We start from the raw sequence: 25594 nt of genomic DNA, 5'->3' as shown, positions 1-25594 counted from the left end.
TTGCCAAGGACTCATGCCATGAACATCAATCTGCAACTCGACGCCCTGCGCAGCGCCTACCGCGACGGCAGCCTCACCCCTCGGCAACTGTTGCCGAGCCTGCGGGAAAAAGCCGCAGCACTGAACCCGGACTATCACCTGTTCATCCACTTGCTCAGCGCCGAGGAGCTGGAACCTTACCTCGCCGCCCTCGACGGTCGCGCTCCCGACAGCCTGCCGCTGTATGGCGTGCCGTTCGCGATCAAGGACAACATCGACCTGGCGGGCATTCCGACCACGGCGGCGTGCCCGGCATTTGCCTATGTGCCGCAGCGTTCGGCGACCATCGTCGAGCAACTGCTGGCCCTCGGTGCGATCCCGCTGGGCAAGACCAATCTCGACCAATTCGCCACGGGGCTCAACGGCAGCCGCTCACCGTACGGCGCATGCCCCAACAGCGTGTTGCCGGAGTACCCGTCGGGCGGATCCAGTGCCGGTTCGTCGCTGGCGGTGGCGCTCGGGGTTGCGAGTTTTTCCCTTGGCACCGACACCGCCGGCTCCGGACGCGTGCCGGCGGCGTTGAACAATCTGGTCGGCCTGAAAGCCACCAAGGGCCTGATCTCGACGGCTGGCGTGGTACCGGCCTGTCGTACACTGGATTGCGTCACCACGTTCACCACCACCGCGCGGGAGGCCAGTCAGTTGCTGGCGCTCACTGCGCGCCTCGATCCACGGGACGAATACAGCCGCAGCAACCCGCTGTGGAACGACGGCTCGGCGTTCGGCACACCGCGGCCGTTCCGTTTCGGCGTGCCGCGCGCGCAGGACCTGCAATTTTTCGGTTGCCCTGAAGGCCCGCTATTGTTCGGTGATGCCATCGACCGCCTCAAGGCCTTGGGCGGCGAAGCGGTGGAACTGGATCTGTCGCCGTTTCTGGAGGCCGCCCGCTTGCTCTATGAAGGCCCGTGGGTAGCCGAGCGCTACAGCGTGGCCGGTGAGTTGATGGCGCAAAACCCCGAGGCGGTGTTGCCCGTGATTCGCGCTGTATTGGCCAAGGCACCCGCCGTCGACGGCGTGCAAACCTTCCGCGCCCAATACCGACTGCAAGCGCTCAAAGCCCTGTGCGACAACGCGCTGGAAGGCCTCGACTGTGTCGTCACGCCGACCATCGGCCGCCCGGTGACGCTGGCTGAACTCGAGGCCGAACCGGTGCTGCGCAATTCGGAACTGGGTTACTACACCAACTTCATGAACCTGCTCGACTACGCCGCTGTCGCCGTGCCCAGCGCCTTCATGGACAACGGCATGCCTTGGGGCGTGACGCTGTTCGGGCGGGCCTTCACCGATCAGTATCTGCTGAGCGTGGCGGACGCCTTACAGCGTCAGCAAGGCCTGGCCGCACCTGCCCCGGCGCCGGTTGCACGCCATGATCGGGCGCGGCTGGTGGTCTGCGGCGCGCACCTGGACGGGCTGGCGCTGAACTGGCAGCTCAAGCAGCGCGGCGCCCGCCTGGTGGAAACGACTTTCAGCTCGCCGGACTACCAATTCTATGCCCTTGCCGGCGGCCCGCCGTTTCGTCCGGGCATGGTCCGCGTGAAGGATGGCGGCGTGGCGATTGCGGTGGAAGTCTGGGAGTTGCCAAGCAGCGAGCTGGGTTCGTTCCTGACCGGGATTGCGGCGCCGCTGGGATTGGGCAAGGTACAACTGGCGGATGGTCGCTGGGAGAGCGGGTTTATCTGTGAGGCCTATGGACTGGAGGGCGCGGTGAATATCAGCCACTTTGGCGGCTGGCGGATGTACCTGAAAACACTGCTGTGATCTTTCGATTCGCTGGCAAGCCAGCTCCTACAGGGTCAGCGCAGAACTTGTAGGAGCTGCGGTGCGGCGATCCGACTTGCCAGCGAAGGCATCAGCTCAGGCACCGCCGCACCTGATCCCTGCCGATTTACCCTATGAATCCAGCGGTTATTTACCGGCAGCCCGATGACACCTTGCACAGCCTGCTGTCGCGGGCGGATCATGCGATGTATCGGGCCAAACAAAGTGGCCACAACCGAACCTGCGTAGAGAAGTCTCACTCCGTCCATGAACCAGCCTGATCTCTGCCCCGCCTGCGGCGCCCCCAACGACTGCACCCTGGCCGACCCGCGAACCGCTGACCGCGCCTGCTGGTGCTACGGCGTCAGTATCGACCCGGCGGTGCTCCAGGCGCTGCCGACGGAGCTGCGCGACGCCTCGTGCCTGTGCCCGCGTTGCGCCGAAGTCGAAGCGCAGCTGCAAGCAGCGCCCGAATCGTTCTAGTAAGATGCGCGCCCCTTTCTTTACCGATCCTTAAGTCATGCGCGTCGACCGTTTCCTCAGCAACCTGCCGTGCTTCAACCGCAAGCAGGTGCGCCTGTTGCTGGTGGAAAAACGCGTCAGGGTTGACGGAGAAGTCGTCAGCGACCCGCACAGCGAAGTCCGCGAATTCAGCTGCGTCGAAGTCGACAACGACGTGCTGCAAGTCGGTAAACCCCTGCGCCACTTCATGCTGCACAAACCTGCCGGTTGCGTCAGCGCTACCAAGGACCCGCAGCACCCGACCGTGCTCGACCTGATTCATGAACCGGACAAGGAAGAACTGCACATCGCCGGACGCCTGGATTTCAATACCACCGGTCTGATGCTGATCACCAACGACGGCAGCTGGTCGCGACGCTTGACCCAACCACAGACCAAACTGCCCAAGGTCTATTACGTCGAAACCGAACAGGACATCGGTCCCGAATACGCGATCAAGTTCAGCCAAGGGCTGTACTTCGCTTTCGAAGACCTCACCACGCAACCGGCCGGGTTAGAGCTGCTCGGGGCAAAATGCGCACGCCTGAGCATCGTCGAAGGCCGCTATCACCAGGTCAAGCGCATGTTCGGCCACTTCAACAACAAGGTGATGCGCCTGCACCGCGAACGCATGGGGCCGCTGGTGCTCGACGACGCGTTGAAACCGGGCGAATACCGCTCACTGAGCGATGCAGAGATCGGATTGATCTAAGCAGGCGACCGCCGAGCAGAAAGTTGTCGAACAATTTACCAATGGCACTTGCGCGATGACGTGACCCCTGCTTGAATCAGGACGTCGGCCGAAATGTGACCGACTAGTCACCACATACTTCTAAGAAACTTTTTGCCGGTAGGAACCCAAGGGTTCCGGCCTCATCCGGCAGACTGCCCGCCAATAACAATACCCGTCGACCGGACTGCAGTGGATCGACATGGGCCTCTCAAATTCCAGGCGTATGCCTACCTGTCACAAAGCTCGTGCAATCTCATTTGCGCGCATACCCGCTTGCCAGGAGTCTTATGACATGAGGCCAGAAATCGCTGTGTTGGATATACAGGGTCAGTATCGGGTTTACACGGAGTTCTATCGCGCAGACGCCGCAGAGAAGACCATTATCCTGGTCAACGGCTCGATGGCCACGACTGCGTCGTTTGCACAAACCGTGAAAAACCTCCATCCGCAGTTCAACGTCGTCTGCTACGACCAGCCCTACGCGGGCCGGTCAAAAGCCCACAACCTGCATGAGAAAATGCTCACCAAGGAAATCGAAGGACAGATCCTGCTTGAGCTGATCGACCACTTCGCCGCCGAACACGTGCTGTCGTTTTCCTGGGGCGGTGCCGCGACCATGATGGCGTTGTCGCAACGACCACGGCGCATCGAAAAAGCCGTGATCAGCTCGTTCTCCCCGGTGATCAACGCGCATATGCTCGACTACCTCGAGCGCGGCGTCGAACACCTCGGCAACCTGGACCGCGACCGGGTCGGGCACCTGGTGAACGACACCATCGGCAAACACCTGCCGTCGTTGTTCAAGCGTTTCAACTATCGCCACGTCAGCTCCCTGGCCGAACATGAGTACGGGCAGATGCACTTCCACATCAACGAGGTGTTGCACAGCGACCGTCAGTGCTACCTGCACGCGGCGAAGAAAATCGACGTACCGGTGCTGTTCCTCAACGGCGAATGGGACGAATACACCGCCGCCGACGACGCCCGGTTGTTCGAAAGCCACGTGCAACACAGCACGTTCAGTACCCTTCAGGCCACCGGCCACTTTCTCGACATGGAGCACAAAGCCGCCTGCCGAGACAGCCGCAACGCACTGATGGGTTTCCTGAAACCAGCGCAACACGAAAGCCGACCGCGTTACCACAAAGTCCAGGAACATCATGCATTGGCAATCTGAAGTAGCGTCATCGCGAGCAAGCCCCGCCCTGCTGCGTTAAACGTATTCTGCAGGCGCGAGGTTTGCCCGCGATCGACCGTCAGGCGGTCCGGGCTTTTTTGTTACATCTGCGTTAAACCCGCCCCACATAAAGAAAAACTTCAAATCCGCGGCCGTATCTGGTACAAAGTCAGCGCTCTGAGCGGGTGTCGTATAATGGCATTACTCCAGCTTCCCAAGCTGATAACGAGGGTTCGATTCCCTTCACCCGCTCCAATCGAATTTTGATCTCACGTCAGGGTGGTTTTGACGGGGGATGTAGAGACAGAAAAAACCGGCCTTGATGGCCGGTTTTTTGTGTCCGCGATTTGGGGGACTCGCAGGTATAGGGGCTCCCCTCATCCGAACCTTCCGCAACTTTTTCGTTTAGAAGGCTTACCTGGCGCCCATCCATACGCAAAATGCTCCTGCGCAGAAGCGACTACTATAAAAGTCCCGTTAGCGTTTTTTTCGCAGGATGGGGATTTGTTAGCGAATTTCGGTGACCGTTAGCCTTTTCACGCCCGCGAAAATTAACGTTTTCGCGTAGGATCAGGTATTCGTTAGCGTTTTTTTCGCCCCAGTAAAGGATTTCGTCAATGCAGGTCGGTCTAAAGGCACTCGCAAACCAGTACGACATCGTTCTGGCACAGCCACTGCGCGTCGAGTCGACGGTTGGCACGACACGTGTCAGTCGCGAAAGTAGCGGGCATACGCAGAATCAGTATCCCCCGAGCTACCGGCCTGCCGACGATTTCTCAGGGCATTTCGAATTCGGCCTCAAGTACGAAGAGATTCATCTCGAATTCTTTGCCCGTCTGTTTGCGAAGACCGGCCCCGACCCTATCGTAGCCTGGTGCCAGCGGGAGCCTTTCGGCCAATACGCTCGCCGCACGGGGTTTCTCTACGAATGGCTGACAGGGCAAAGGCTGGATGTGCCGGACGTAACCAACGGCGGCTATGTCGATGCACTTTCTGCGCAGGACTACCTCACCCGTAGCGAACCACCACGAGTTCGACGTTGGCGAGTCAAAAACAACCTGCCCGGTACACCCGGGTTTTGCCCTTTGGTTCGTCGTACGGCGGCAGTCAGAGAGGCTCTGCAATTCGATCTCGGCGCTGCGTTGAAGGAGTTGGATCGAACATTTGGTGCCGATATCTTGATGCGTACGGCCAGTTGGTTGACGTTCAAGGAGTCGCGAGCCAGCTTTCTCATCGAAAAAGAGGCCGACCAGGCTGATCGTATCCAGCGGTTCGCGCATGTCATTGCCCAGCACTGCGGCCATATCGAAGCCCCATTAAGCAATGACAGCCTACGTTCCCTGCAAGCCGGCATTCTGGGGCGAGATGCCATCGGGCTCGGGTTGCGGCGCTCCCCGGTATTTGTAGGTCAGGCCACAATGCGCGAAGACATCGTGCATTACATTGCCCCGCCCTTCGAAAATCTCGCCCAGTTACTGGACGGCCTCAACGAGTTCGAGATAGCTACACGTGGAGCGGAGTCAGTAGCACGTGCCGCAGTGCTTGCATTCGGCTTCGTGTACATCCATCCCATGCGTGACGGCAACGGCCGGATTCATCGCTTCCTGATCAACGATACCTTGATCCGGGACAAGGCAGTGCCCGACGGAGTGATCCTGCCCGTGTCAGCCACGATCACCAGCTCGATCGACTTCAGGGCTGGCTACGACCGTACGCTCGAGGTGTTCTCCCGACCGTTCATGCGACGTTATGCTGCAGCCTATCGATTTGACGAACTCGTGACCTACGAGGACGGAACTCCCAGCAACTTCATCTTCGATGAATACGAGGATGCGTGCTTTGCCTGGCGATACCCTGATCTCACGGAACATGTCCTGTACACAGCCCGCGTCGTCGAGCACACGATTCGTACGGAGATGGCGGATGAAGCCCGAGTCTTGGTGATCTTTCAGCGAGCACAGGAACATCTCAAAGAAGTGATCGAAATGCCGGATCAGGATGCGAACCGCATCATCCGTTCGATCAAGGAGAATGGCTGGATGGTGTCCGGAAAGCTGAAGAAAGGATACCCGCAGCTTGAAGATGAAGGCATGGCGCAACGTGTTGTGGATGCCGTGCGTTCCGCGTTTGAGGATCGAGTGATGGGGGCTGGTGAAGAGTGATCTTCGGTAGAACTGGATAGCGTGCAACTGCTACTCAGGAGAAAACCGGTCCGGGTGACCGGTTTTTTTGTACGCGGGATTTGGTGATGGGCCTGCCGAACTCAGTGCTAAGACCTGATTTTTAAAGGCCCAACGGAGATCAACGCTAGAAAAAGCAACGTCCTACACGACACTGGGAAATGTCCGTACACTTGCGCATTGCTGTGCCTTTGTCATGAGACCTATAGTCTGACCGCGCCCAAATGGCGTATCGGGTTTGGCGACTCGGTAACAACGGTACAGAAGGCTCCGAGGATTTCTCGGAGCACTTTTGATCACGCTTGGCTGCTTTTTCGGTAGCTGTGCGTGGGAGACCTTCGGGTCTGCCGGTTTTACCATTGTCCGGTTCGCCAACCCGCGTACAGCTACCACCCTATTGTTTGGCGACGATTGAGTGGTAGGTCTTCCACCTACAATTGGTACTCACTCATGAATGAATACATGGCTTTAACCAGCAACGCCGACGACCTCCCCTCCCTCTACGTCAATACCACCCAACCCCTGCATTCCCTGCTCAGCACCGCCAGCTATAGAATTCGAGCCGTAACTCAGCTTCTTGAAAACCTCGCAATGCGCGGCGACCTGACCTCTGACTCAGTTGTACTCAGTGACTTCGCATTGCTCTGCTGCGTGCCGTTGCGTGATGGTTGCGATGTGCTGGATGTAATCGCTCGACGCATGGATGCAGAACCATCGTGACGAACCATAAGGCGCCTTTCCAGGCGCCTATTGAGTTTCATACCCATCCGCCTTTTCTATGGAGGACGATGAACATGTTTTACCCGATTGCGATTTCCATGGGCGACGACGAACATGCGTGGGGCGTGGAAGTGCCGGATGTTCCGGGTTGTTTTTCCGCCGGTAAAAATCTGGACCATGCAATTGCTATGGTGCGCGAAGCTATCGAGGGGCATTTCGAGATTCTTGCCGAGAACGATGCACTCATCCCCACAGCCAACGACGTTACCCTGCATTCGACGAATCCTAAGTACGCAGATTGTATTTGGGCACTGGTGGAAATCGACGCGATCAAGTGAACTGAGTAGAGCCCTGACATGACTCAAAACATCTACGACGACCCTGAATTTTTCCAGAGCTACAGCCAGATGGCCCGCTCCATCGGCGGTCTCGATGCCGCGCCGGAATGGCCTGCACTGAAGGCCATGCTGCCGCCCATGCAGGGTTTGAAGGTGGTGGATCTGGGTTGCGGCTACGGTTGGTTTTGCCGCTGGGCCAGTGAGCAAGGCGCCGAATGCGTGCTCGGTCTGGATGTTTCGGAAAAGATGCTGGAACAGGCACGCAAGTCCACATCCGCATCCAACATCCGTTATGAGCGCGCCGACCTGGAACAGCTCGATCTGCCCGCCGCCACGTTCGATCTGGCCTACAGCTCCCTGGCACTGCATTACATCAAGGACTTGCCTGGACTGTTCACGCATGTCTACGCAGCCCTCAAACCCGGATCGCATTTCGTGTTCTCCATCGAGCACCCGATCTTCATGGCACCGCGCAATCCTGGCTGGACCATCGATGCCGAGGGCCGCAAAAGTTGGCCCGTGGACGGTTATCAGATGGAAGGCGAGCGCGTGACCAACTGGCTGGCGGACGGCGTGATCAAGCAGCATCGAACCATCGGGACGTTGTTCAACTCGCTGATAGCGGCGGGTTTCAGCATCCGCCATGTCAACGAATGGGGGCCGAGCGATGCCGAGGTGGCGGCGCAACCGGCCCTTGCCGAAGAGCGGGAACGGCCAATGATGATGTTGGTCGGCGTTCAGCGTTGATGGATAAAAAAGGGACAGATAAGCCTGTCCCTTTTTCCCATCAGCGGGTCGCAACGATAAACAGTCGCGGAAACGGCAACAGCACCGAACCATCGGCCAATACCGGATGCGCCCGCTCGATAGCAACCTGATACTGCTTCAGATACTGAGCCCGTTCCGTCTCATCCAGCGGATCGAGAAACGGCCGCAGTGCGCTGCCCTTGAACCACTCCACCACGCCAGACGCGCCGCCCGCCAAAGGATGGTGGTAAGTGGTGCGCCACACATCGACGCGGGTGCAGCAGGCTTTGAGTATCGAGTAGTAACCGCTGGCATCGGCCATTTCAGCCCTCTGCCCAGCGGCGCCTGCCAGTTTGCCGACCCAAGGGCCATCAGCGGCGACTTCACGCATCAAGCGGTGCGAGTGTTCATTCAGGTTGTCAGGCATCTGCACGGCCAGGCTGCCACCCGGCGCCAGTTTGCTCACCAGCGACGGTAGCAACGTGGCGTGATCAGGCACCCACTGCAACACCGCGTTGGCGAAAATCACATCGAACGGGCCACTGTCATTCCAGGTGTCGATGTCGGCGATGTCGAACTGCACCTGCGGCAAGCGCTTGCGAGCGGCGTCGATCATGTCGCTGGAACTGTCCAGCCCACGCACCGTGGCATCGGCAAAACGCTCCACCAGCAACTCGGTGGAGTTGCCGGGCCCGCAACCGATATCGATGGCCAAGCGCACGTCCCCGGCGGGGATGGCCGCCAGCAGGTCGCGGGCGGGACGGGTGCGTTCATCTTCAAAAGCGACGTACTGTTTGGCGGACCAACTCATTGCGTTCTCCTGTCGGTGCGATGTCGTGATCTGGGCAGACCACCAGTTCACTACGATACATCGGCCAATAGGCTCTGCTCTATTCCACCTTTGTTGCGAAAACTTCTGTGGGAGCGAGCTTGCTCGCGATGGCGATTGCACAGTCAACATCGTCGTCGACTGACATGGCGCTATCGCGAGCAAGCTCGCTCCCACAGTTTTTCACCTTAACTGACCGGCCTAGGCTCGATTAACCAATTTTTTCGTCGCTAGACAGCAATCTTAATCGTAGTACCCGACAGTCTTCTTCAAATGATCCGAGTACTCGTAAATGTCATCAATGGAGTTGATTGCATGCCGGGTTTCATTCTTCTCTTCGTCAAATATGCCGATGTATTTCTGTGATCGATTGAAGTGCAGTCGGCAGATCGGTTTGCGGTTGTTGTCGTCGAGCAGGATGCCGAAGTAACTCTGTGTATCGCGCTGAACAATCCGCTTGGCATCAACAACCGACCGAACCACGGCCCGGACGATGTGATAGCCCTCCAGCTCTTCCAATGTCGTCAGAACCTTGTCCTCTGACTCGTCTCGAACATCTGAATGCTCAGTGCCACCGGTAGCGACCGGTACAGAGGCGAGCGCAGGCTGGATGGAGCCACTCATAGCCGACTTGAGCCGGTCATTGATTTGGTCGTTGAGAAACTGCACTACAGCCTTTCTCGTCAATTCATGAAACTGCTCGCGGACCTTCTGAGTAATCACCCCGTCGTAAACCCGAGAAGCAAATACTTTGACGAAGTCGTCATCAGGCTTGCTGACCTGAGAAGCAATCACCTTTTTGATTTGGCTGACATACTTCAACTCACCTGCGGCGCTGATGATCGAATCCACATCGAATGCAGATTTGGTGAGCTTCACCAATTCTGGGACGGAATACTCGTCGATATCCAGCAGGTCGAGTTCTAGGAATGGCTTCTCGTCCATCTTGTTCGGTGCATCCAGATCAGTGAAAAACTTATAGACCTGACCGTTAGTGAGAATGGAAATTCGAGCACTGGTGACATGGAAATAGCGAAACAGTTGGGAGGCATGATTGATGTGCAGTGGCTCGCCTATTTTCTTGCACTCGATGAGGATCTGTACCTCTCCTGCCTTCATGATTGCGTAGTCAATTTTCTCCCCTTTCTTCGTTCCAATATCGCAAACGAATTCAGGTGTCACTTCCGTCGGATCGAAAACATCGTAGCCCAGCACCGTGCTGATAAAGGGCATGACAAAAGCATTCTTGGTCGCTTCTTCCGTTTGAATGGCAGCGCCCTGCAAACGAACTTTGGCAGCGAGACTTGCTAACTTTTCGAAGAATTCCATGAGTAGCCTCTTTTCCGGTTTCGATCCGTGTGAATACATGCTGGCAAATTGACTGCTATTGATACTAGACACAAACCGGCACAAAGGAAGAATCCCACCAAGAATTAAGATCTTGCCCACCGCCTTGCTTCATTGGGTCGCAACCCTAGCCGCATTATCATCTCGCCACCTATGTCTGAACTTCAGGTTCATCCCCTACAAGGAGCAAGGTCATGAAACTCGCAAAAAACGCGCAGACACTCGCCCACTGGGCCGGTAGCCCCGGACATTCCTGAAGGCACTGCGCAGGCATTACCGCGCCATGGGCGAGAACGAGGTGTTCGACCTCAATAGTCCGAATCCAACGCATAACCCCAAACCGCCTCTGGATCAGTGAAAATAAAAACGGCGCGTGACCGAAGTCCCGCGCCGTGTGCGTTCAATCCTTATGCTCAACTTTTAGCCTGCAACGCCTTGGCCATTTGCAGATGATTTTGCAATTTCGGCAGGGTTTCTTCGGCGAACGCCTTGATTTCCGGCAGGTCGGTGGTCTGTGCTTCCCGTTGCAACTGATCGATGGCTTCCTGGGTGGTCTTCACCTGACTGGCTGTATAGGCCTCATCGAAAGTCACCCCATCCATGACTTGTGGCATCAGGGCTTTGGCCTTTTCGACAACCTCTTCGCGTGGAGCGACCGGTAAGTCGAGTTTCTTGGCGATTTTCGCCAGGTGCTGGTTCGCAGTGGTGCGGTCGTTGATGACGACGATGGTGTAGTCCTTGACCTCTTTGGACTCGGATTTCTGGTGCGCCAGGCGGCTCGCTTCGATATCGGCGATACCTTTTGCCGAGGCCTCGTCGATGAATTCGGCGGGCGACTGGGCAAAGGCGCTGCTGGCAATCAGGCCCAGTAACGTGGCAAAACTGGCATTACATAATCGGGTGGCCATCCGGTTCATGGTCGCGCCCTCCTTGAAAAGTTCAAACGGGAGCGTTCGCCCCCGCCTCTCAATCAAAACCACCTGCATCCTTTAGCGGGTTTTCTGACCGCCCTTGCGGCTCATGTCGGGTTTCGCCGGGTCTTTATCGACGGTCGTGGTGGTGGTTTTCCCACCCTTGCGACCGGCTTCAGAGGCCTTCGTTCGATCGTTAGCGAAATTCCCCGAGTTCGAGTTTCTTGAATTAGGCATGATTCTCTTCCTCCTGGTGATGATCGCGGCGAGCTGTAGCCCCCATAGAATCTGAAGTTGCGCGTCCCAAAAGGTTTAGAAAATTGCATGGATACCACGACGAACGGTGCCCGGTTTTCAGACCAGTCGCAGGTGATGCTCGCGTTTGGCGCAGTACATTGCCTCGTCGGCATGCCGGAACAATTGCTTCTCTTCGGTGCCGTGATCGGGGTATCGGGCGACGCCGATACTTGGCTGGATGTTCACGCTGTGCCCGTCCAGGCGCAGGGGCTGGACCAGGACCTGACGGATTTTCTCGACCACGATGTCGGTATCGCCCGCAGCGCGAATGCTGTGCAACAACACCACGAATTCATCGCCGCCGATGCGGGCCACGGTATCGGTTTCCCGCACGCAGCCCTTGAGCCGGTTGGCCACCGCTTGCAGCAGCATGTCGCCGACCGCGTGGCCATGGGTGTCGTTGACTTGCTTGAAGCGGTCGAGGTCGACGTACAACAGCGCCATGCGCCCGCGGTCCTCCCGGGCCGCTTGCAGTGATGCCTTGAGCCGGTCGCGCAGCAATTCGCGATTGGGTAACTGGGTCAATTGGTCGTACTGGGCCATGTATTGCAGGCGGGCATGCAGTTGCTTGCGCTCGATGGCGGTTGCGACCTGGGCGCAGACGTATTGCAGCAGTTCCTTGTCTTGCTCGGTGTAGCGCTCGCCGCCCGGAATGCTTTTGACGATCAACGCGCCAATGGTGCCGTTTTGCGAGTTCAGCGGCACCCCCAGCCAACACGGGGCGTTCTGCCCGGTCAACAGCACTTCGAAGCCGGCAGGCGGTGTGTTCTGGTCCGGGGTCAACAGGATCGGCTGCCCCGTGCGGATCACTTCGGTGCACAGGCGCCCGGTCATGGTTCCGGGCTGTTCGGGCTGTGGCTCGTGGTCATCGACGTGATAAGGGAAATTCAACTGCGCGCAGCGCTCGTCGTACAGCGCCACGGAAAAATTCAGTGCCGGCAGCCATTCGCCGATGATCATGTGGATGCGCTTGAACAACGCCAGCAGATCCTCCGCCGCGTGGGCCGCTTCGGAAATCGCATACAGCGCGGCCTGCCGGGATTCGGCCTGCTTGCGTTCGGTGATGTCGCGGGCCACCGCGATGCGCAATTGATCGTCCTCGGACCAACGTGCCGACCAGAGGATGTGCACCACGCGACCATCCTTGCGCAGGTAGCGGTTTTCGAAGTTGAGCTTGGGTTCGCCGCCCATGATTTCCCGGGCGGCGTCGAGGGTGCGCTGGCGATCGGCCGGGTGCACCATATCGATCATCGTCTCTCCGATCATTTCATCGGCGCTGTAGCCGAAAATGCGCTCGCACGCCGCACTGACAAAGACGAAACGGCCTTGTTTATCCACCGCGCAGACGGCGTCCAGCAACAGATCGATATAGCTCGCCAGCGGCGCGGAGTTTCGGTTTTCCATGGTTCAGCGTGGGTGTCCCGATTATGCAGTGCTCATCAATCATCCCTGCCCTGTCGGCCTTGCGTCCTTGTGATCACATTCAAGCCTTGTTCGGCATCAGCCCCGGCAACGCATGGACCAGCGCGTTGATGGCAAACCCGATGAACATCACCCCGCACAACCGGGTAATTGCCAGTTCATGACGCTGGTACAGGCTGCGCACTCGCCGCGCACCGACAACGCCAATGAGAATAGCGTAGGCGAGCAACCCGCCGACGAAACTCAGAGCGATCAGCGCCGGCAGCATTGACCAGTGGAGCAGTTCCGCGCGGCTCGACAACAGTGCCGTGAACGTCGCCACCGCCACCGGATAGGCCTTCGGATTGGTCAAACCGAACAGAATGCCGTGCCAGAACGGTTGCCGCGCCGGCCCCTGTGGCGCATCAACGCTGCTGCGCCGGGCGCGCACCGCACGCCAGCCGAGCCAGAACAGGTACAGGCCGCTGAGCACACCGAGCACGTCGAACGCGGTACTGCCGATCTCCCGCGCACCGACAATCGCGATCAGCGCCGTGCTGCACCAGAGCACATCGCCGAGCAAATGCCCGCACAGAAACCCCGCCCCGGCCCGTCGCCCATGGGCCGCACCAATGCCGAACACCGCCAGCACACCCGGCCCCGGGGTGATGCCGTAGATAAAACCCGAGGCAAGCACGGCCATTAGCAACGATGGGGTCATGGGGAATCCTTTTGAACGGCTTGGTAAATGGTGGCCAGTCTATATCAGGTCATTGCCTGTCGACTGAAACATCTCGACAGACGAACGGGCTGGCCCCGCCCCACAGATGACGGTGTAGTATGTTGTATTACAAACCACTACATCGAGACCACCATGTCAGTTATGTCCCTGCGCATACCAGACGATATCGCCGATACCCTCGCGAGTCTTTCCAAAGCAACGGGCCGCAGTAAATCATTTCTGGCCGTGGATGCGCTGCGTGAATACCTGGCCCGTGAAGCGTGGCAAATCGAGGAAATTCAGAAAGCCTTGAAAGAAGCCGATGAAGGTGACTTCGCGACACAAGAAGAAGTGAACGCAATGGCTGACAAGTGGACGGCGAATGCGCGTTGAGTGGTTGCGTACGGCGTTAAAGAATCTGGATGACGAAGCCGCGTACATCGCCATCGAGAACCCAAAAGCTGCTGCAGATTTTGTCCAGGCAATTCTCGCCAGTGTCGATCACCGTGCCCGATTTCCAGCGACAGGTCGTGAAGGACGCTTACCCGGTACCCGGGAATGGATCATGCCTGATCGCCCCTATTTGATTCCCTACCGGGTTCGCCAAGGTCGGCTTCAGGTACTACGAATTTTTCATACGCGTCGCCTGCCACCTTCCAATTGGTAAAGGCCATTTTAGAAAAGCCTCTAGCGATCGCTCCCCCTCCTCAATCCTGCGATTCAACCAGTTCAACGCCTGATCCCCGCCCCGCCGCTTGTGCCAGACCAGTACAAAGGTGAACGACGGAATCTGAAAGGGTGGCGGCACAACGACCAATGTCGACTCATGGATATCGCGCAGACCTCGAGAAGCGCAACTCGTGACGCTGCGGAAAAAGCGATGACAGCGACTTCTTGAAGATCAAAAGATCGCAGCCTCCGGCAGCTCCTACGGGGATGCGTGGTCCGAGTAGGAGCTGCCGAAGGCTGCGATCTTTTAAAACTTGTCGAGTGTGCGCAACTTCTGCGGCAACCCCCACAGCAGCAACGCCACCGCGATCAGCGCACAGACACCAATGACATACAGCGCCGGCGTGGTGCTGCCGGTCAGGTCCTTGATCCGGCCGACCATCACCGGGCTGACGATGCCGCCGAACTGGCCCAGGGTGTTGATCACCGCAATCCCGCCGGCAGCGCCCGCGCCGGCACCGGCCAGCAGTTTCGGCGGCAGGGTCCAGAAGCTCGGGATAGAGGCGATGATCCCGGCACCGAGCAGGCCCAACGCGACAATCAGGAAGGTCGTGTGGTTGGCGAAAATCCCTGCACAGAAGAAACCGATCGCGCCGACCGCCACCAGACCGGCGACAAACTTGCGCCGCTCGCCAGAAGCATCGGACAGGCGTCCGATCACCACCATGCTGATGGCACCGCAGATGTACGGGATGGCCGTGAGCAAGCCGATCATCACCGGACTTTCGGTGCCGGCGCTGCGGATCAGTTGCGGCGCCCAGAAATTCAAGCCGTAGGACGCCACCTGAATCAGGAAATAGATCAGGCCCAAGGTCAGGAAACCTGGAATCCGCAGCGCGGCGAGCAGCGACCCACCGCTCTTGTGCGGCTCATGCCGGGCGATGCGGCTAGCCAGCAGGGTCTTCTCCGAAGACGTCAGCCAATGGGCGTCTTCGATGCGGTCCTTGAGCAGGGTCAGCACCAGCAAACCAAGGCCGATGCACGGCACGCCACCGAGCAGGAACAGCCAGTGCCAGCCACGCATTTGCAGGAAGCCGTCGAGGTGTTGCAGCACCAGCCCGGAGAACGGCGCGCCCACCAGGCCGGCAAATGCCGACGACAGGAACAGCATCGAGGTGATGCGCCCGCGGTAGTGCTGCGGGAACCACAGTGTCAGGTAATACAGCACGCCCGGGGCGAAACCCGCCTCCATCGCACCGATCACGAAGCGCAGCACGTAGAACTGCCATTCGCTGTTGACGAACACCATGGCCGCCGTGGCCAGGCCCCAGGACATCATGATCCGGGCGATCCAGCGGCGGGCGCCGACCTTGTACAGCATCATGTTGCTCGGCACTTCGAAAATCACATAACCGACCACGAACAACCCGGCGCCGAGGCCGTAAGCGGTGTCGCTCAGGCTCAGGTCGGTCTGCAGCTGAAACTTGGCGAAGCTGATGTTGATGCGGTCGAAAAAGGCGAACAGGTAGCAGACCATGATCAGCGGCATCAGACGCCAGGCGACTTTGCTGACCAAGGCTTTTTCGGTGTCGTGGCTAACGGCCGGGCTCGCGCCCGCCTCCAGTGCATTAAGGCTCATTGCGGTTCTCCAGGCGGACTTCCCGTGGGTGTCCGATTGTTTTTGTTGTCTGGTTGAGGTGCTTTTTACTGTAGGAGCGAGCCTGCTCGCGATGGCTGAGTCACATCCAACATTGATGTTGACTGACCCACCGCTATCGCGAGCAGGCTCGCTCCTACAAGGGATTGGTGTCAGGTGGGGATCGGGTGCAGATCGCAATTGCGCCCGGCCTTGACCAGTTGCCCCGGTACTTCGTGGCCGAGCAGCGCCGGAAGTCCTCGGGACAGTTTCAGCAGCAGCGGCAGATCGATACCGGTATGAATGCCGACTTCATCGCACAGGTTTACCAGATCCTCGGTGCAGATGTTTCCCGATGCCCCCGGTGCAAACGGACAGCCACCGAGGCCGCCGAGGGCCGCGTCGAAGCGTCGGGCACCGGCCTCGTAGGCCGCCAGCACGTTGCACAGGCCAAGGCCGCGGGTGTTGTGAAAATGCAGGGTCAGGTCCGCCGGGGAGACCCGTTGCAGCACCCGACGCACCAGCCGGTCGACCTGACGCGGGTTGGCCATGCCCGTGGTATCGGCCAGGGTGATGCCCTGGATGCCGAGTTCCTGATACGCCTCGACGATTTGCAGTACACGGTCCTCATCGATCTTGCCTTCGAACGGACAGCCGAAGGTGGTGGCGATGCTGCCGTTGAGTCGCACGGGACCGTCGTCAACGAACTGCACAATCTCGCCGAACGCGGCCAACGAATCCTCACAACGCATGCGCATGTTCGCCAGGTTGTGGGTCTGGCTAGCGGACATCACCAGGTTCAGCTCATCGGCACGGCACGCCAGTGCCCGTTGCGCGCCTTTGAGGTTGGGGATTAGCGCAACGTAGATCACCCCCGGTTGCCGGGCGATGCCCTTGAATACCAGTTCACCGTCGCGCAGCGCAGGAATGGCCTTGGGTGACACGAACGAACCGGCTTCGATGCGGCTGAATCCGGCCTGCGACAATTGATCGATCAGGGCAATCTTGTCGTTGGTTTCAACCCAGGTCGGCTCGATTTGCAAGCCGTCGCGCGGGGAGACTTCCTGCACGATAAGGCTATCGGAATAGTCGGTGATCATTGCACCACTCCTTCGACTTTCAGGCGCTCTATGTCGGCAACGGTAAGACCCAGTTGCGCGAGGATGCCATCGGTGTGCTGGCCCAGCCCGGGGCCGGACCAGTTCACGCCGCCGGGTGTCTCGGAGAGTTTCGGCACGATGCCCGGCATCTTCACCGTGGCGCCACCGGGCAGCTCGGCATTGAGCAGCATGTCCCGCGCCTGATAGTGCGGATCGGCGACGATGTCGGCCACCGAATAGATGCGTCCGGCCGGGACTTCAGCAGCCTCCAGCGCGGCCAGTACCTCGTCGATGGGCAGGCTGCTGGTCCAGTGGGTGATGGCGGCGTCTAGCACATTGCTTTTGGCTGCACGCCCGTCGTTATGGGCGAACTCCGGGGCTTCGGCCAAATCAGGGCGGCCGATGGTTTGCATCAGGCGCTTGTAGATCGGATCGCTGTTGCCGGCAATCACCACGTAGGCGCCATCGGCGGTCAGATAGGTGTTGGACGGCGCGATTCCCGGCAAGGCGCCGCCGCTGCGTTCACGCACATGGCCCAGCATGTCGTATTCCGGCACCAGGCTTTCCATGACGTTGAACACGCTTTCGGCCAAGGACACATCAACGATTTGCCCGCCACCCTGCCCGGTCTTGACCCGCAGCAGCGACATCAGCGCACCGATCACCGCATGCAGCGAAGCCAGGGAATCGCCAAGGCTCACGCCGACCCGCGCCGGCGGCGAACCGGGCGTGCCAGTGGTGTAGCGGATGCCGCCCATGGCCTCGCCGATGGCGCCAAAACCCGGACGATCGCGGTACGGGCCGGTCTGGCCGTAACCGGAAATCCGCACCAGCGTCAGGTTGGGATTGAGCGCGTGCAATACCTCCCAACCGAGGCCCAGTTTCTCCAGGGCGCCGGGGCGCAGGTTTTCGATCAGTACATCGGCGCTGGTTGCCAGTTGCTTGACCAGTTCGATGCCTTCGGGGGATTTGAGGTTCAGCGCCAGGGACTTCTTGTTGCGCGATTGCAGGTACCACCACAGCGAGGTGCCTTCGTGCAGCTTGCGCCATTTGCGCAGGGGATCGCCCTGGCCCATGGCTTCGATCTTGATCACCTCGGCGCCGAACTCGGCCAGCATGCGCGCCGCAAACGGCGCGGCGATCAGCGTACCGATCTCGATCACTTTGATCGCACTCAAGGGGGCAGTCATCGCGGGGTACCTCTTGTTCTTGGAATATGTGCCAAGGCTAGAGGACAGGGGGCTCGGGAATCCAACCTTCAGTTGGCAACGGGCGTTCGCCAAACGCGAACGCTCGACAAGAGGATTATCGCGACCTTCAGTCCGCCATCGCGAGCAGGCTCACTCCTACAGTTGATTCGTGGCGATCACACATCCCCTGTAGGAGCGAGCCTGCTCGCGATGAGGCCCGCCCATTCAGCCGAGAACTATCAGGCTGAACCCCGCAAATGCTCAAACAACATCCGGCTCACCGGCGACAGCAACGCCTCATCGCGCACCACCAGAATCAACGCCCGATCGGACCATTCGTCCGTCAATGGCACCGCGTGCAAACCCAGCGCCCGGCCAAACAATTCATAGGCCCGCTGCGGAAGGATGCCGATCCCCATGTTGGCCTGGATCATCCGGCACATCGCATCGAACCCCGGAACATGAATACGCACCCGCAACACCTTGCCGGCCTCACGGGCTGCGGCATGGGTACGCATGTTGATCGAACTGGCGGCATGCAAGCCGACGTAATCGCTGTCCAGCGTATCGGCGAACGCCACGCTCGAGCGGCTCGCCAATGGATGGTGCGGCGGCATCAACACCACCAGTTTGTCCTGGCGATACAGCTCGCTGTGCAGGCCCTTGATGTCACTGTCGATGGAACAGATCCCGAGGTCGGCCACCCCGTCGAGCACGCCCTGAATCACCCCGGCGCTGGGCCGTTCTTCGAGGTCGGTCTTGACCTGTGGATGACGTTCGGAAAAATCCCGCAGGTCCTCGGGCAAAAACTGAATGATCGCCGACAGGTTGGCGAGCATCCGCACATAGCCGCGCACACCGTGGCTGTGCTCGCCCAGTTCAAGCCCGATTTTCTCGACGTTGAACAGCATCTGCCGGGCATGGTGCAGCAAGGTTTCACCGGCCGGCGTCAGGGACATGCCCTTGGCCTGGCGCACGAACAGGCTGATGCCCAACGCCTCCTCCAGCTCCATCAAGCGCTTGCTCGCCGCCGAGACGGCAATCGCTTCGCGCGAGGCTGCACGGGTCAGCGTGCCCTCTTCATGCACGGCGACGAACAGTTGCAGAGTGATCAGGTCGAGACGGCGGATCAGGCTTTTTTGCAGCATCGGGTACTCGGCGAAGTCGGCTCAGGCGAAGTCGCAGCATAGCGTTCTTCACCCGCGTCGTGCCGTGGTCCGGGCACCGGTCGTGATAAAGTCGCCGCCCACAGACCTTTTGCCGTGAGACGAAGACCGCAATGACCGATTTCCAGGATGTCGATGCCCAACTTGAAGACTGGAACGTCTTGCGCAGCACCACTTCGTTCAGTGGCTTGCTGGTGGGCAACGGCGCCAGTCGCGCGGTGTGGGACGATTTCGGCTACGAGTCGCTGTTCGAAAACGCCCGCACCGTTGAAGAGAAACCCCTGAGCCCGTCCGAGCTGAGTGTGTTCGATGCGCTGCAGACCCGCAGTTTCGAGCAGGTACTGAGCGCCCTGAAAACCACCAGCCGGGTCAACAAGGCCCTGGCTGTCAGCTCCGCCGCCCCGCGCAATCGCTACTACGCGATCAAGGAAGCGCTGATCAACACCGTGCATGCGGTGCATATCCCGTGGCGGCTGGTGGTGCCTTCGACGCTGGTTACCATCAATCAGGAACTGGCCAGCTACCGCACGGTGTTCACCACCAACTACGACTTGCTCAACTACTGGGCGGTGCAACACCAGCCAGAGGCGATCACCGACCTGTTCCAGGGCGCCGAACCCGGTTTCGACCTGAGCGACACGGCCACCGACAAAACCCGTTTGCTGTACCTGCACGGCGGTCTGCACCTGGTGCGCAACCAGGACGGCACGGCGCGCAAGCTGATGTCGACCGAGGGCACGTTGCTGGGCAGTTTCGCCATCAACAACACGATCAAGACCCTCGACGACGTGCCGCTGTTCGTCAACGAAGGGCCGAGTGCGGACAAGCTCAAGACCATCCGCAGTTCGGACTATCTGTCGTTCTGCTACGAGCAACTACTCGGTCACGGCCAGGCGCTGTGCATCTTCGGCCATGCGTTGGGGGAGCAGGACAGCCACATCATCCACGCCCTGCGCCTGGCAAAACCGCAGGTGGTGGCGATCTCGATTTACCCACGCAGCAAGGCATTCATCCAGCACCAGAAGCGGCATTACGCGAAGGTGTTTGAGGGGACGGGGGTTGAGTTGCGGTTTTTTGATTCCAAGAGCCATGCGTTGGGTGGCCCGAAGCTGGCGGTTCCGGTCGAGGTTTAGCGGCGACTGATCTGACGCTTTCGCGAGCAGGCTCGCTCCCACAGGGATATCGGTGAAGTTGAAACGTTGATTCAAAGCACCGGCAACGTCTTGTCCTTGACCACCTTGGACGGGCCATTAGCCTTCACGCTGGCGATACCTTTCTCCATGGCTGCAGCGGAGGAAAAGGCCTCGCTGCTGCCGATGATCTCGTGGTTGCCCGCCTTGAGGTTGAAATACGGGTGGCCATCCTTGGTGGTTTTCTTCTCGTAACGCTCATCCAGCGGGCTGTTGGCCTGGACCGAGGCGATGCCGTTGTCGGCGGCGGCGTGGGTGGTGTACAGCTCGCTGGTCAGAATGGTCTCGGCGTTGGCTGCCTTGAGGACAAACCTGAACTGGCCATTGCTGCTTTTGCTCACTTCATACCATCCGGACATGCTCTTTCTCCTGGGCGATTGAGAGGTTGCGCGCTTCACAGTAAAGACCAGCCTGGTGTTTCTGTCGCCTGTACCGGCCCCATCGCGAGCAGGCTCGCTCCCACAGGTTCAGCGTGATCCCTGTGGGAGCGAGCCTGCTCGCGATGGAGTCGACACAATCTTCCTTACTTGGCCGCAGCCCGCACCACCGACAACTCCGGCGCCGACGCCCGCCGCTGGCTCAGATACCGCGTACAACTGACCCGCAGGAACGAAGCGAAATTGACCACCTCGCCACGATAATCCATCACCTCATCATACAGCTTGGCGATCAATTGGTTGGTGGTCATGCCGTCGACCTCGGCGATTTCACTGAGGATGTCCCAGAACTGATTCTCCAGCCGCAAGGTGGTGACCACCCCGCAGATGCGCAGCGAGCGGGAGCGCGATTCGTAGAGTATCGGGTCGGCTTTGACGTACAGCTCGCACATGGATATGTCCCTCGTTACAGCGTGATTTGGGTGCCCAGCAACCCCAGGAAACCGGCCAGCCAGTTCGGGTGCGCAGGCCAGGCCGGAGCCGTGGCCAGATTGCCTTGAACGTGGCCGTCCGTCACCGGAATGTCGATATACGTACCGCCCGCCAGGCGCACTTCCGGGGCGCAGGCCGGATAAGCGCTGCATTCGCGACCTTCGAGAACACCCGCTGCCGCCAGCAACTGCGCACCATGGCACACGGCGGCGATAGGTTTGCCGGCCTTGTCGAATGCGCGTACCAGTTCCAGGACTTTTTCGTTCAGGCGCAGATACTCCGGCGCACGGCCGCCCGGAATCAGCACGGCGTCATAATCGGCGGCGTTGACCTTGGCGAAATCAAAGTTCAGGGCAAACAGGTGACCGGGTTTTTCACTGTAGGTCTGGTCGCCTTCAAAGTCATGGATCGCCGTGCGCACAGTCTGGCCGGCGGCCTTGTCCGGGCAAACGGCGTGCACCGTGTGGCCGACCATCAGCAGCGCCTGGAACGGCACCATCACTTCATAGTCTTCGACGTAATCACCAACCAGCATCAGGATTTTTTTCGCAGCCATGGGGAGGACTCCTCTGGAAGTGGGCGTGCAAGAGTATTCAAGGTAGTCCGATTCCGGCGGGTCGGGTAACAACCGGCTACTACGAATGCACAGAACCACTGTAGGAGCTGCCGAAGGCTGCGATCTTTTGATCTCGATCTTGATCTTTGGATTTATTGGATTTGTTGGATTTGTGGCGCGACGGGTAAAAGATCGCAGCCTTCGGCAGCTCCTACGCGTTGCTCGCATTACTCGCAACTGTACGGATAACTCTGCACCCAGCTGTAACAGCGGCTTGCACCCGGTTTATGGCTAGATAACACCACCTCCCATCACCCACGATTCTGGTTGCCATCATGTCCTCGCGCGAAAACACCGGCATGGCCCTGGGCCTGCTCGGCGTTGTGATCTTCAGCCTCACCCTGCCCTTCACGCGGATCGTCGTGCAGGAGCTGCACCCGCTGCTCAATGGCCTGGGCCGGGCACTGTTTGCAGCGGTACCGGCGGCGTTGCTGTTGCTGTGGCACCGGGAAAAATGGCCGACCTGGAAGCAGGTCAAAGGCCTGACGCTGGTGATGGCCGGGGTGATCCTCGGTTTCCCGGTATTGTCGGCCTGGGCCATGCAAACCTTGCCGGCGTCCCACGGTGCGCTGGTCAACGGTTTGCAGCCGCTGTGCGTGGCGCTGTATGCCGCGTGGTTGTCCCATGAACGGCCGTCGAAAGCCTTCTGGGCCTGCGCCGCATTGGGCAGCGCGTTGGTGCTCGGTTATGCACTGATCAGCGGTGCCGGCAGCATTCAGGCCGGTGATTGGCTGATGCTTGGTGCCATTGCAGTGGGCGGATTGGGCTACGCCGAGGGAGGCCGACTGGCCAGGGAGATGGGCGGCTGGCAGGTGATCTGCTGGGCACTGGTGCTATCGACGCCCCTGCTGATCGGGCCTGTGGTGTATCTGGCGCTGCAGCATCAGGGCGAGATCTCGGCCAAGACTTGGTGGGCCTTCGGTTATGTCTCGCTATTTTCGCAGTTCATCGGCTTCTTCGCCTGGTACGCCGGGCTGGCCATGGGCGGCATTGCCCGGGTCAGTCAGATCCAGTTGCTGCAGATTTTCTTCACCATCGCCTTCTCGGCGCTGTTCTTTGGTGAACATGTGGAGCCGATTACCTGGCTGTTTGCGGGCGGGGTGATCGTGACGGTGATGCTGGGACGCAAGACCGCGATCAGCCGCCCTGTAGGAGCGAGCTCGCTCGCGAAGGACTTGAAACCGACGCGTTGATTCAGAAAGTACGCGTTGTTGTTGACGTCCCTCGCGAGCTAGCTCGCTCCAACAACAGGATTAGAGGTAACCGTCAGCGCGCAGCAACGTTTCCAGGCAATGCTCGCTGATGTGATAGAAGTCCTTCAGCTCCTGAATCTTCGCCAACAACCGGGCCGGGGCCACCGGCTCGGCGCGTTTGACCGCCAGGATCATCTTGTTCTTGTTGGTGTGGTCCAGGGAGATGAACTCGAACACCTTGGTCTCGTAGCCGCAGGCCTCAAGGAACAACGCGCGTAAACTGTCGGTGACCATTTCCGCCTGCTGGCCAAGGTGCAAGCCGTATTGCAGCATCGGCTTGAGCAGCGCCGGGCTCTGGATTTGCAGGCGGATCTGTTTGTGGCAGCACGGCGAGCACATGATGATCGCCGCACCGGAGCGGATGCCGGTGTGGATCGCATAGTCGGTGGCGATGTCGCAGGCATGCAGGGCAATCATCACGTCCAGCTCGCTCGGCGCCACGCTGCGCACGTCACCGCACTTGAACACCAGGCCTGGGTGCTCAAGCTTGGCGGCCGCTGCGTTGCACAGGGTGACCATGTCTTCACGCAGCTCGACGCCAGTCACTTCGCCTTCGGCCTTCAAGGTGTTGCGCAGATAGTCGTGGATGGCGAAGGTCAGGTAACCCTTGCCCGATCCGAAGTCCGCCACACGCACCGGTTTGTCCAGCGCCAGGGGCGACGAGGTCAGCGCATGGCTGAACACTTCGATGAACTTGTTGATCTGCTTCCACTTGCGCGACATCGCCGGGATCAGTTCATGCTGCTTGTTGGTCACACCCAGGTCGGCGAGAAACGGCCGGCTCAGGTCCAGAAAACGGTTTTTTTCACGGTTGTGCTCGGTCGACGGCACTTCGCGCAATTGTTGAGGTTTGCTCTTGAACAGCGATGACTTGCCCTTTTTGCTGTATTCGAGCTGGGCTTCGTCGGTCAACGCCAACAAATGCGCATTTTTGAACGACGCGGGCAGCAGCTCGGCAATGCTCGCCACGCCTTCGGCCAGCGGCAGGTTCTTGGTGATGTCGCGGGTCTTGTAGCGGTAGACGAAGGATAGGCAAGGCAGCGTCTTGACCGTCACCGGTTTGATGATGATCCGCTGCAGGTCCGTTTCATCGCCCACGTACTTGGCCAGCACCAGTTTGATGAACGCATTGTGCTCGAGGCTGGTTTGCACCAGGTCGATGAACTGGGCGTGATGATCCGGCGCGAGGCTGGCGGGAGTGGCGGTGACGGACATGGAAAAACGGCCTCAGGCGATGCAAATCGGAGAATGCCGGTATTTTAAGGGGGACGAAGACTTTGGGCACGGGGTTATTTTGCGGCAGGTCCCAGTCATGGTGCCCAGGACCTCAATACCACCGCTGAAAACTCAGGGTTCCACCAGGCGAAGCCTGCGGTTGTTCGGCGAGTTGATGATGTGTTTGACGATCAGCCCCACTGGCACCGCCCACGTCAGGCCATTGGCAGGGTCAGTCACCACGGCGACCGTTTCGGAACTTGCCTCGATATCCAGGCGCCGCCGGTCGTCGCACGACTTGAGTACGCCGTAGGCACGGCTAACCAGCCTTTCCGCCAGGTACATCGGTACATCCAGATTCTGCAGATGCTTCACCGCGCGACAAAACAGGACTTGATCATCGTTCCCCCCTTCACTTTCATGGCGTCCCAGAAACGCCTGGGCTATAGCCAATAGTTCCTCATTCATATCTGCATTTTCATCGATGACCTTCATGCTCACGTCTCCTGCGGCACGTCTGTGGTGGCAGGACTGACTGCTACGGGCCGGGCGGCACGACGCAAATCGGGGCCGGCGCAAGGCAGGCGTACGGCCGGATTGGGCATGCCACTGGGCGAAAGTTCATGGGTCATTTCAAATTCGGCACGCACGGACCAACCGCAAGCTTCCGACGTGCATTGCAGATACGCCACCCGCAGGAAAATATGTCGGCCTTCGCTGGTGCGGATGCGCATCCTGTTCAAGCAGTGCGGGCACACCATTTTATAGGTACTCATGCTTGATTCCCGACGGTCATTGGGTGGCAATCAACCTGATCAAACGCAATACTGCTTGAGAGTTTCATCGCGGCGCTCCGGTCTTGCGAACAGTGTCTGCCAGACATAAGGAAGTGCATCGGGCAGACGCGTAATGGGTTCGAGCCATGCTCGTAGGAAATCACCCTGATAGCATTAGGAAGTTTCGACATCGTATTCTTCTGACTCATCTTTGA

General features: G+C 59.2%; 27 protein-coding genes, 1 tRNA gene and 2 pseudogenes. 13 read left to right on the top strand and 17 right to left on the bottom strand.

The window, feature by feature from the left end; translation table 11 throughout:
- Positions 1 to 18 precede the first annotated feature (18 nt).
- The 9 genes and pseudogenes from atzF (at position 19) to C8K63_RS11440 (ending at position 8193) form a co-directional block, all read left to right on the top strand.
- Entirely contained in the window at positions 19 to 1797 is a 1779-nt protein-coding gene (gene atzF / locus C8K63_RS11485; RefSeq protein ID WP_108216806.1) for an allophanate hydrolase, read from the top strand.
- Positions 1798 to 2064: 267 nt separating this feature from the next.
- Entirely contained in the window at positions 2065 to 2280 is a 216-nt protein-coding gene (locus C8K63_RS11475) for a cysteine-rich CWC family protein (RefSeq protein ID WP_108216805.1), read from the top strand.
- Between the two features lie 37 nt (positions 2281 to 2317).
- Positions 2318 to 3010: a pseudouridine synthase gene (locus tag C8K63_RS11470; RefSeq protein WP_108216804.1), complete on the top strand. Its 693-nt coding sequence runs from the start codon at positions 2318 to 2320 to the stop codon at positions 3008 to 3010.
- Between the two features lie 313 nt (positions 3011 to 3323).
- Positions 3324 to 4208, top strand: a complete 885-nt coding sequence (locus tag C8K63_RS11465) for an alpha/beta fold hydrolase (RefSeq protein ID WP_108216803.1) — start codon at positions 3324 to 3326, stop codon at positions 4206 to 4208.
- A gap of 181 nt (positions 4209 to 4389) precedes the next feature.
- Positions 4390 to 4463: transfer RNA gene (locus C8K63_RS11460), tRNA-Gly, on the top strand.
- 362 nt (positions 4464 to 4825) lie between these two features.
- Complete coding sequence (locus tag C8K63_RS11455) at positions 4826 to 6370, top strand: Fic family protein (RefSeq protein WP_108216802.1); 1545 nt, start codon at positions 4826 to 4828, stop codon at positions 6368 to 6370.
- 468 nt (positions 6371 to 6838) lie between these two features.
- A complete protein-coding gene (locus C8K63_RS11450) occupies positions 6839 to 7108 on the top strand; it encodes a short-chain dehydrogenase (RefSeq protein WP_095945127.1) in 270 nt (89 codons plus the stop codon).
- A gap of 74 nt (positions 7109 to 7182) precedes the next feature.
- A pseudogene (locus tag C8K63_RS11445) lies at positions 7183 to 7443 on the top strand (type II toxin-antitoxin system HicB family antitoxin); the annotation flags it as partial.
- Positions 7444 to 7464: 21 nt separating this feature from the next.
- Complete coding sequence (locus C8K63_RS11440; protein ID WP_108216801.1) at positions 7465 to 8193, top strand: bifunctional 2-polyprenyl-6-hydroxyphenol methylase/3-demethylubiquinol 3-O-methyltransferase UbiG; 729 nt, start codon at positions 7465 to 7467, stop codon at positions 8191 to 8193.
- Positions 8194 to 8233: 40 nt separating this feature from the next.
- On the opposite strand, the gene tam is transcribed toward C8K63_RS11440, so the two are convergent.
- The 6 genes from tam to C8K63_RS11410 all read right to left on the bottom strand — a co-directional run bounded on the left by tam (position 8234) and on the right by C8K63_RS11410 (position 13699).
- Positions 8234 to 9004 carry a trans-aconitate 2-methyltransferase gene (gene tam / locus C8K63_RS11435; protein WP_108216800.1) on the bottom strand — a complete coding sequence of 257 codons (771 nt, stop codon included), beginning with the start codon at positions 9002 to 9004 and terminating at the stop codon, positions 8234 to 8236.
- Positions 9005 to 9265: 261 nt separating this feature from the next.
- Entirely contained in the window at positions 9266 to 10351 is a 1086-nt protein-coding gene (locus C8K63_RS11430) for a type I restriction endonuclease (protein WP_108216799.1), read from the bottom strand.
- Positions 10352 to 10782: 431 nt separating this feature from the next.
- Positions 10783 to 11286 (bottom strand): DUF4142 domain-containing protein, encoded by a 504-nt coding sequence (locus tag C8K63_RS11425; RefSeq protein ID WP_108216798.1) that lies wholly within the window; start codon positions 11284 to 11286, stop codon positions 10783 to 10785.
- A 72-nt stretch (positions 11287 to 11358) separates the two neighbouring features.
- Positions 11359 to 11517 carry a KGG domain-containing protein gene (locus C8K63_RS11420; RefSeq protein WP_108216797.1) on the bottom strand — a complete coding sequence of 53 codons (159 nt, stop codon included), beginning with the start codon at positions 11515 to 11517 and terminating at the stop codon, positions 11359 to 11361.
- 117 nt (positions 11518 to 11634) lie between these two features.
- Positions 11635 to 12981, bottom strand: coding sequence for a GGDEF domain-containing protein (locus C8K63_RS11415; RefSeq protein ID WP_108216796.1), 1347 nt, complete (start codon positions 12979 to 12981; stop codon positions 11635 to 11637).
- Between the two features lie 79 nt (positions 12982 to 13060).
- A complete protein-coding gene (locus C8K63_RS11410; RefSeq protein ID WP_108216795.1) occupies positions 13061 to 13699 on the bottom strand; it encodes a LysE family translocator in 639 nt (212 codons plus the stop codon).
- Positions 13700 to 13852: 153 nt separating this feature from the next.
- On the opposite strand from C8K63_RS11410, the gene C8K63_RS11405 reads away from it, so the two are divergent.
- Positions 13853 to 14092 carry a CopG family ribbon-helix-helix protein gene (locus C8K63_RS11405; protein WP_108216794.1) on the top strand — a complete coding sequence of 80 codons (240 nt, stop codon included), beginning with the start codon at positions 13853 to 13855 and terminating at the stop codon, positions 14090 to 14092.
- A complete protein-coding gene (locus tag C8K63_RS11400; RefSeq protein WP_108216793.1) occupies positions 14082 to 14366 on the top strand; it encodes a type II toxin-antitoxin system RelE/ParE family toxin in 285 nt (94 codons plus the stop codon). Before C8K63_RS11405 ends, C8K63_RS11400 begins: the two co-directional genes overlap by 11 nt.
- On the opposite strand, the pseudogene C8K63_RS30770 reads toward C8K63_RS11400, so the two are convergent.
- The 5 genes and pseudogenes from C8K63_RS30770 to C8K63_RS11375 all read right to left on the bottom strand — a co-directional run.
- Positions 14322 to 14564, bottom strand: a pseudogene (locus tag C8K63_RS30770) (hypothetical protein); the annotation flags it as partial. The gene C8K63_RS11400 and the pseudogene C8K63_RS30770 sit on opposite strands and share 45 nt — an antisense overlap.
- A 111-nt stretch (positions 14565 to 14675) precedes the next feature.
- Complete coding sequence (locus C8K63_RS11390) at positions 14676 to 16007, bottom strand: MFS transporter (protein ID WP_108216792.1); 1332 nt, start codon at positions 16005 to 16007, stop codon at positions 14676 to 14678.
- A 170-nt stretch (positions 16008 to 16177) separates the two neighbouring features.
- A complete protein-coding gene (locus tag C8K63_RS11385) occupies positions 16178 to 17104 on the bottom strand; it encodes a hydroxymethylglutaryl-CoA lyase (RefSeq protein ID WP_108216791.1) in 927 nt (308 codons plus the stop codon).
- Positions 17101 to 18294, bottom strand: a complete 1194-nt coding sequence (locus tag C8K63_RS11380; protein WP_108216790.1) for a CaiB/BaiF CoA-transferase family protein — start codon at positions 18292 to 18294, stop codon at positions 17101 to 17103. The genes C8K63_RS11385 and C8K63_RS11380 overlap by 4 nt, the downstream gene beginning before the upstream one ends.
- Before the next feature lie 239 nt (positions 18295 to 18533).
- Positions 18534 to 19442, bottom strand: a complete 909-nt coding sequence (locus tag C8K63_RS11375; RefSeq protein ID WP_108216789.1) for a LysR family transcriptional regulator — start codon at positions 19440 to 19442, stop codon at positions 18534 to 18536.
- A 131-nt stretch (positions 19443 to 19573) separates the two neighbouring features.
- Between C8K63_RS11375 and C8K63_RS11370 the strand changes: the two genes are divergently transcribed.
- On the top strand, positions 19574 to 20593 hold the full coding sequence (locus C8K63_RS11370) for a DUF4917 family protein (RefSeq protein WP_108216788.1): 1020 nt from the start codon (positions 19574 to 19576) through the stop codon (positions 20591 to 20593).
- A 71-nt stretch (positions 20594 to 20664) separates the two neighbouring features.
- On the opposite strand, the gene C8K63_RS11365 is transcribed toward C8K63_RS11370, so the two are convergent.
- The 3 genes from C8K63_RS11365 to C8K63_RS11355 all read right to left on the bottom strand — a co-directional run bounded on the left by C8K63_RS11365 (position 20665) and on the right by C8K63_RS11355 (position 22075).
- On the bottom strand, positions 20665 to 21009 hold the full coding sequence (locus C8K63_RS11365; protein ID WP_108216787.1) for a YegP family protein: 345 nt from the start codon (positions 21007 to 21009) through the stop codon (positions 20665 to 20667).
- A gap of 164 nt (positions 21010 to 21173) precedes the next feature.
- Positions 21174 to 21479, bottom strand: a complete 306-nt coding sequence (locus tag C8K63_RS11360; protein ID WP_108216786.1) for a ribbon-helix-helix domain-containing protein — start codon at positions 21477 to 21479, stop codon at positions 21174 to 21176.
- Positions 21480 to 21493: 14 nt separating this feature from the next.
- A complete protein-coding gene (locus C8K63_RS11355; protein WP_108216785.1) occupies positions 21494 to 22075 on the bottom strand; it encodes a DJ-1/PfpI family protein in 582 nt (193 codons plus the stop codon).
- A 335-nt stretch (positions 22076 to 22410) separates the two neighbouring features.
- Between C8K63_RS11355 and C8K63_RS11350 the strand changes: the two genes are divergently transcribed.
- Positions 22411 to 23328: a DMT family transporter gene (locus C8K63_RS11350; RefSeq protein WP_108216784.1), complete on the top strand. Its 918-nt coding sequence runs from the start codon at positions 22411 to 22413 to the stop codon at positions 23326 to 23328.
- Between the two features lie 60 nt (positions 23329 to 23388).
- Here the strand turns inward: C8K63_RS11350 and C8K63_RS11345 are convergent, their stop codons facing one another.
- The 3 genes from C8K63_RS11345 to C8K63_RS11335 form a co-directional block, all read right to left on the bottom strand.
- Entirely contained in the window at positions 23389 to 24603 is a 1215-nt protein-coding gene (locus C8K63_RS11345) for an SAM-dependent methyltransferase (RefSeq protein WP_108216783.1), read from the bottom strand.
- A 132-nt stretch (positions 24604 to 24735) separates the two neighbouring features.
- On the bottom strand, positions 24736 to 25098 hold the full coding sequence (locus tag C8K63_RS11340) for a hypothetical protein (protein WP_108216782.1): 363 nt from the start codon (positions 25096 to 25098) through the stop codon (positions 24736 to 24738).
- Positions 25099 to 25100: 2 nt separating this feature from the next.
- A complete protein-coding gene (locus C8K63_RS11335; protein WP_108216781.1) occupies positions 25101 to 25379 on the bottom strand; it encodes an ogr/Delta-like zinc finger family protein in 279 nt (92 codons plus the stop codon).
- Positions 25380 to 25594 lie beyond the last annotated feature (215 nt).

It is taken from the genome of Pseudomonas sp. GV085 (assembly GCF_003050925.1).
In the GTDB taxonomy this organism is placed as follows: Bacteria; Pseudomonadota; Gammaproteobacteria; order Pseudomonadales; family Pseudomonadaceae; genus Aquipseudomonas.
This window is presented reverse-complemented; position numbering and strand designations above follow the sequence as displayed.

Excerpts from the sequence above, each read along its gene's own strand:
- atzF (WP_108216806.1), top strand. The coding sequence starts at position 19 with ATGAACATCAATCTGCAACTCGACGCCCTGCGCAGCGCCTACCGCGAC.
- C8K63_RS11475 (WP_108216805.1), top strand. The coding sequence starts at position 2,065 with ATGAACCAGCCTGATCTCTGCCCCGCCTGCGGCGCCCCCAACGACTGC.
- C8K63_RS11470 (WP_108216804.1), top strand. The coding sequence starts at position 2,318 with ATGCGCGTCGACCGTTTCCTCAGCAACCTGCCGTGCTTCAACCGCAAG.
- C8K63_RS11465 (WP_108216803.1), top strand. The coding sequence starts at position 3,324 with ATGAGGCCAGAAATCGCTGTGTTGGATATACAGGGTCAGTATCGGGTT.
- C8K63_RS11455 (WP_108216802.1), top strand. The coding sequence starts at position 4,826 with ATGCAGGTCGGTCTAAAGGCACTCGCAAACCAGTACGACATCGTTCTG.
- C8K63_RS11450 (WP_095945127.1), top strand. The coding sequence starts at position 6,839 with ATGAATGAATACATGGCTTTAACCAGCAACGCCGACGACCTCCCCTCC.
- C8K63_RS11440 (WP_108216801.1), top strand. The coding sequence starts at position 7,465 with ATGACTCAAAACATCTACGACGACCCTGAATTTTTCCAGAGCTACAGC.
- tam (WP_108216800.1), bottom strand. The coding sequence starts at position 9,004 with ATGAGTTGGTCCGCCAAACAGTACGTCGCTTTTGAAGATGAACGCACC.
- C8K63_RS11430 (WP_108216799.1), bottom strand. The coding sequence starts at position 10,351 with ATGGAATTCTTCGAAAAGTTAGCAAGTCTCGCTGCCAAAGTTCGTTTG.
- C8K63_RS11425 (WP_108216798.1), bottom strand. The coding sequence starts at position 11,286 with ATGAACCGGATGGCCACCCGATTATGTAATGCCAGTTTTGCCACGTTA.
- C8K63_RS11420 (WP_108216797.1), bottom strand. The coding sequence starts at position 11,517 with ATGCCTAATTCAAGAAACTCGAACTCGGGGAATTTCGCTAACGATCGA.
- C8K63_RS11415 (WP_108216796.1), bottom strand. The coding sequence starts at position 12,981 with ATGGAAAACCGAAACTCCGCGCCGCTGGCGAGCTATATCGATCTGTTG.
- C8K63_RS11410 (WP_108216795.1), bottom strand. The coding sequence starts at position 13,699 with ATGACCCCATCGTTGCTAATGGCCGTGCTTGCCTCGGGTTTTATCTAC.
- C8K63_RS11405 (WP_108216794.1), top strand. The coding sequence starts at position 13,853 with ATGTCAGTTATGTCCCTGCGCATACCAGACGATATCGCCGATACCCTC.
- C8K63_RS11400 (WP_108216793.1), top strand. The coding sequence starts at position 14,082 with ATGCGCGTTGAGTGGTTGCGTACGGCGTTAAAGAATCTGGATGACGAA.
- C8K63_RS11390 (WP_108216792.1), bottom strand. The coding sequence starts at position 16,007 with ATGAGCCTTAATGCACTGGAGGCGGGCGCGAGCCCGGCCGTTAGCCAC.
- C8K63_RS11385 (WP_108216791.1), bottom strand. The coding sequence starts at position 17,104 with ATGATCACCGACTATTCCGATAGCCTTATCGTGCAGGAAGTCTCCCCG.
- C8K63_RS11380 (WP_108216790.1), bottom strand. The coding sequence starts at position 18,294 with ATGACTGCCCCCTTGAGTGCGATCAAAGTGATCGAGATCGGTACGCTG.
- C8K63_RS11375 (WP_108216789.1), bottom strand. The coding sequence starts at position 19,442 with ATGCTGCAAAAAAGCCTGATCCGCCGTCTCGACCTGATCACTCTGCAA.
- C8K63_RS11370 (WP_108216788.1), top strand. The coding sequence starts at position 19,574 with ATGACCGATTTCCAGGATGTCGATGCCCAACTTGAAGACTGGAACGTC.
- C8K63_RS11365 (WP_108216787.1), bottom strand. The coding sequence starts at position 21,009 with ATGTCCGGATGGTATGAAGTGAGCAAAAGCAGCAATGGCCAGTTCAGG.
- C8K63_RS11360 (WP_108216786.1), bottom strand. The coding sequence starts at position 21,479 with ATGTGCGAGCTGTACGTCAAAGCCGACCCGATACTCTACGAATCGCGC.
- C8K63_RS11355 (WP_108216785.1), bottom strand. The coding sequence starts at position 22,075 with ATGGCTGCGAAAAAAATCCTGATGCTGGTTGGTGATTACGTCGAAGAC.
- C8K63_RS11350 (WP_108216784.1), top strand. The coding sequence starts at position 22,411 with ATGTCCTCGCGCGAAAACACCGGCATGGCCCTGGGCCTGCTCGGCGTT.
- C8K63_RS11345 (WP_108216783.1), bottom strand. The coding sequence starts at position 24,603 with ATGTCCGTCACCGCCACTCCCGCCAGCCTCGCGCCGGATCATCACGCC.
- C8K63_RS11340 (WP_108216782.1), bottom strand. The coding sequence starts at position 25,098 with ATGAAGGTCATCGATGAAAATGCAGATATGAATGAGGAACTATTGGCT.
- C8K63_RS11335 (WP_108216781.1), bottom strand. The coding sequence starts at position 25,379 with ATGAGTACCTATAAAATGGTGTGCCCGCACTGCTTGAACAGGATGCGC.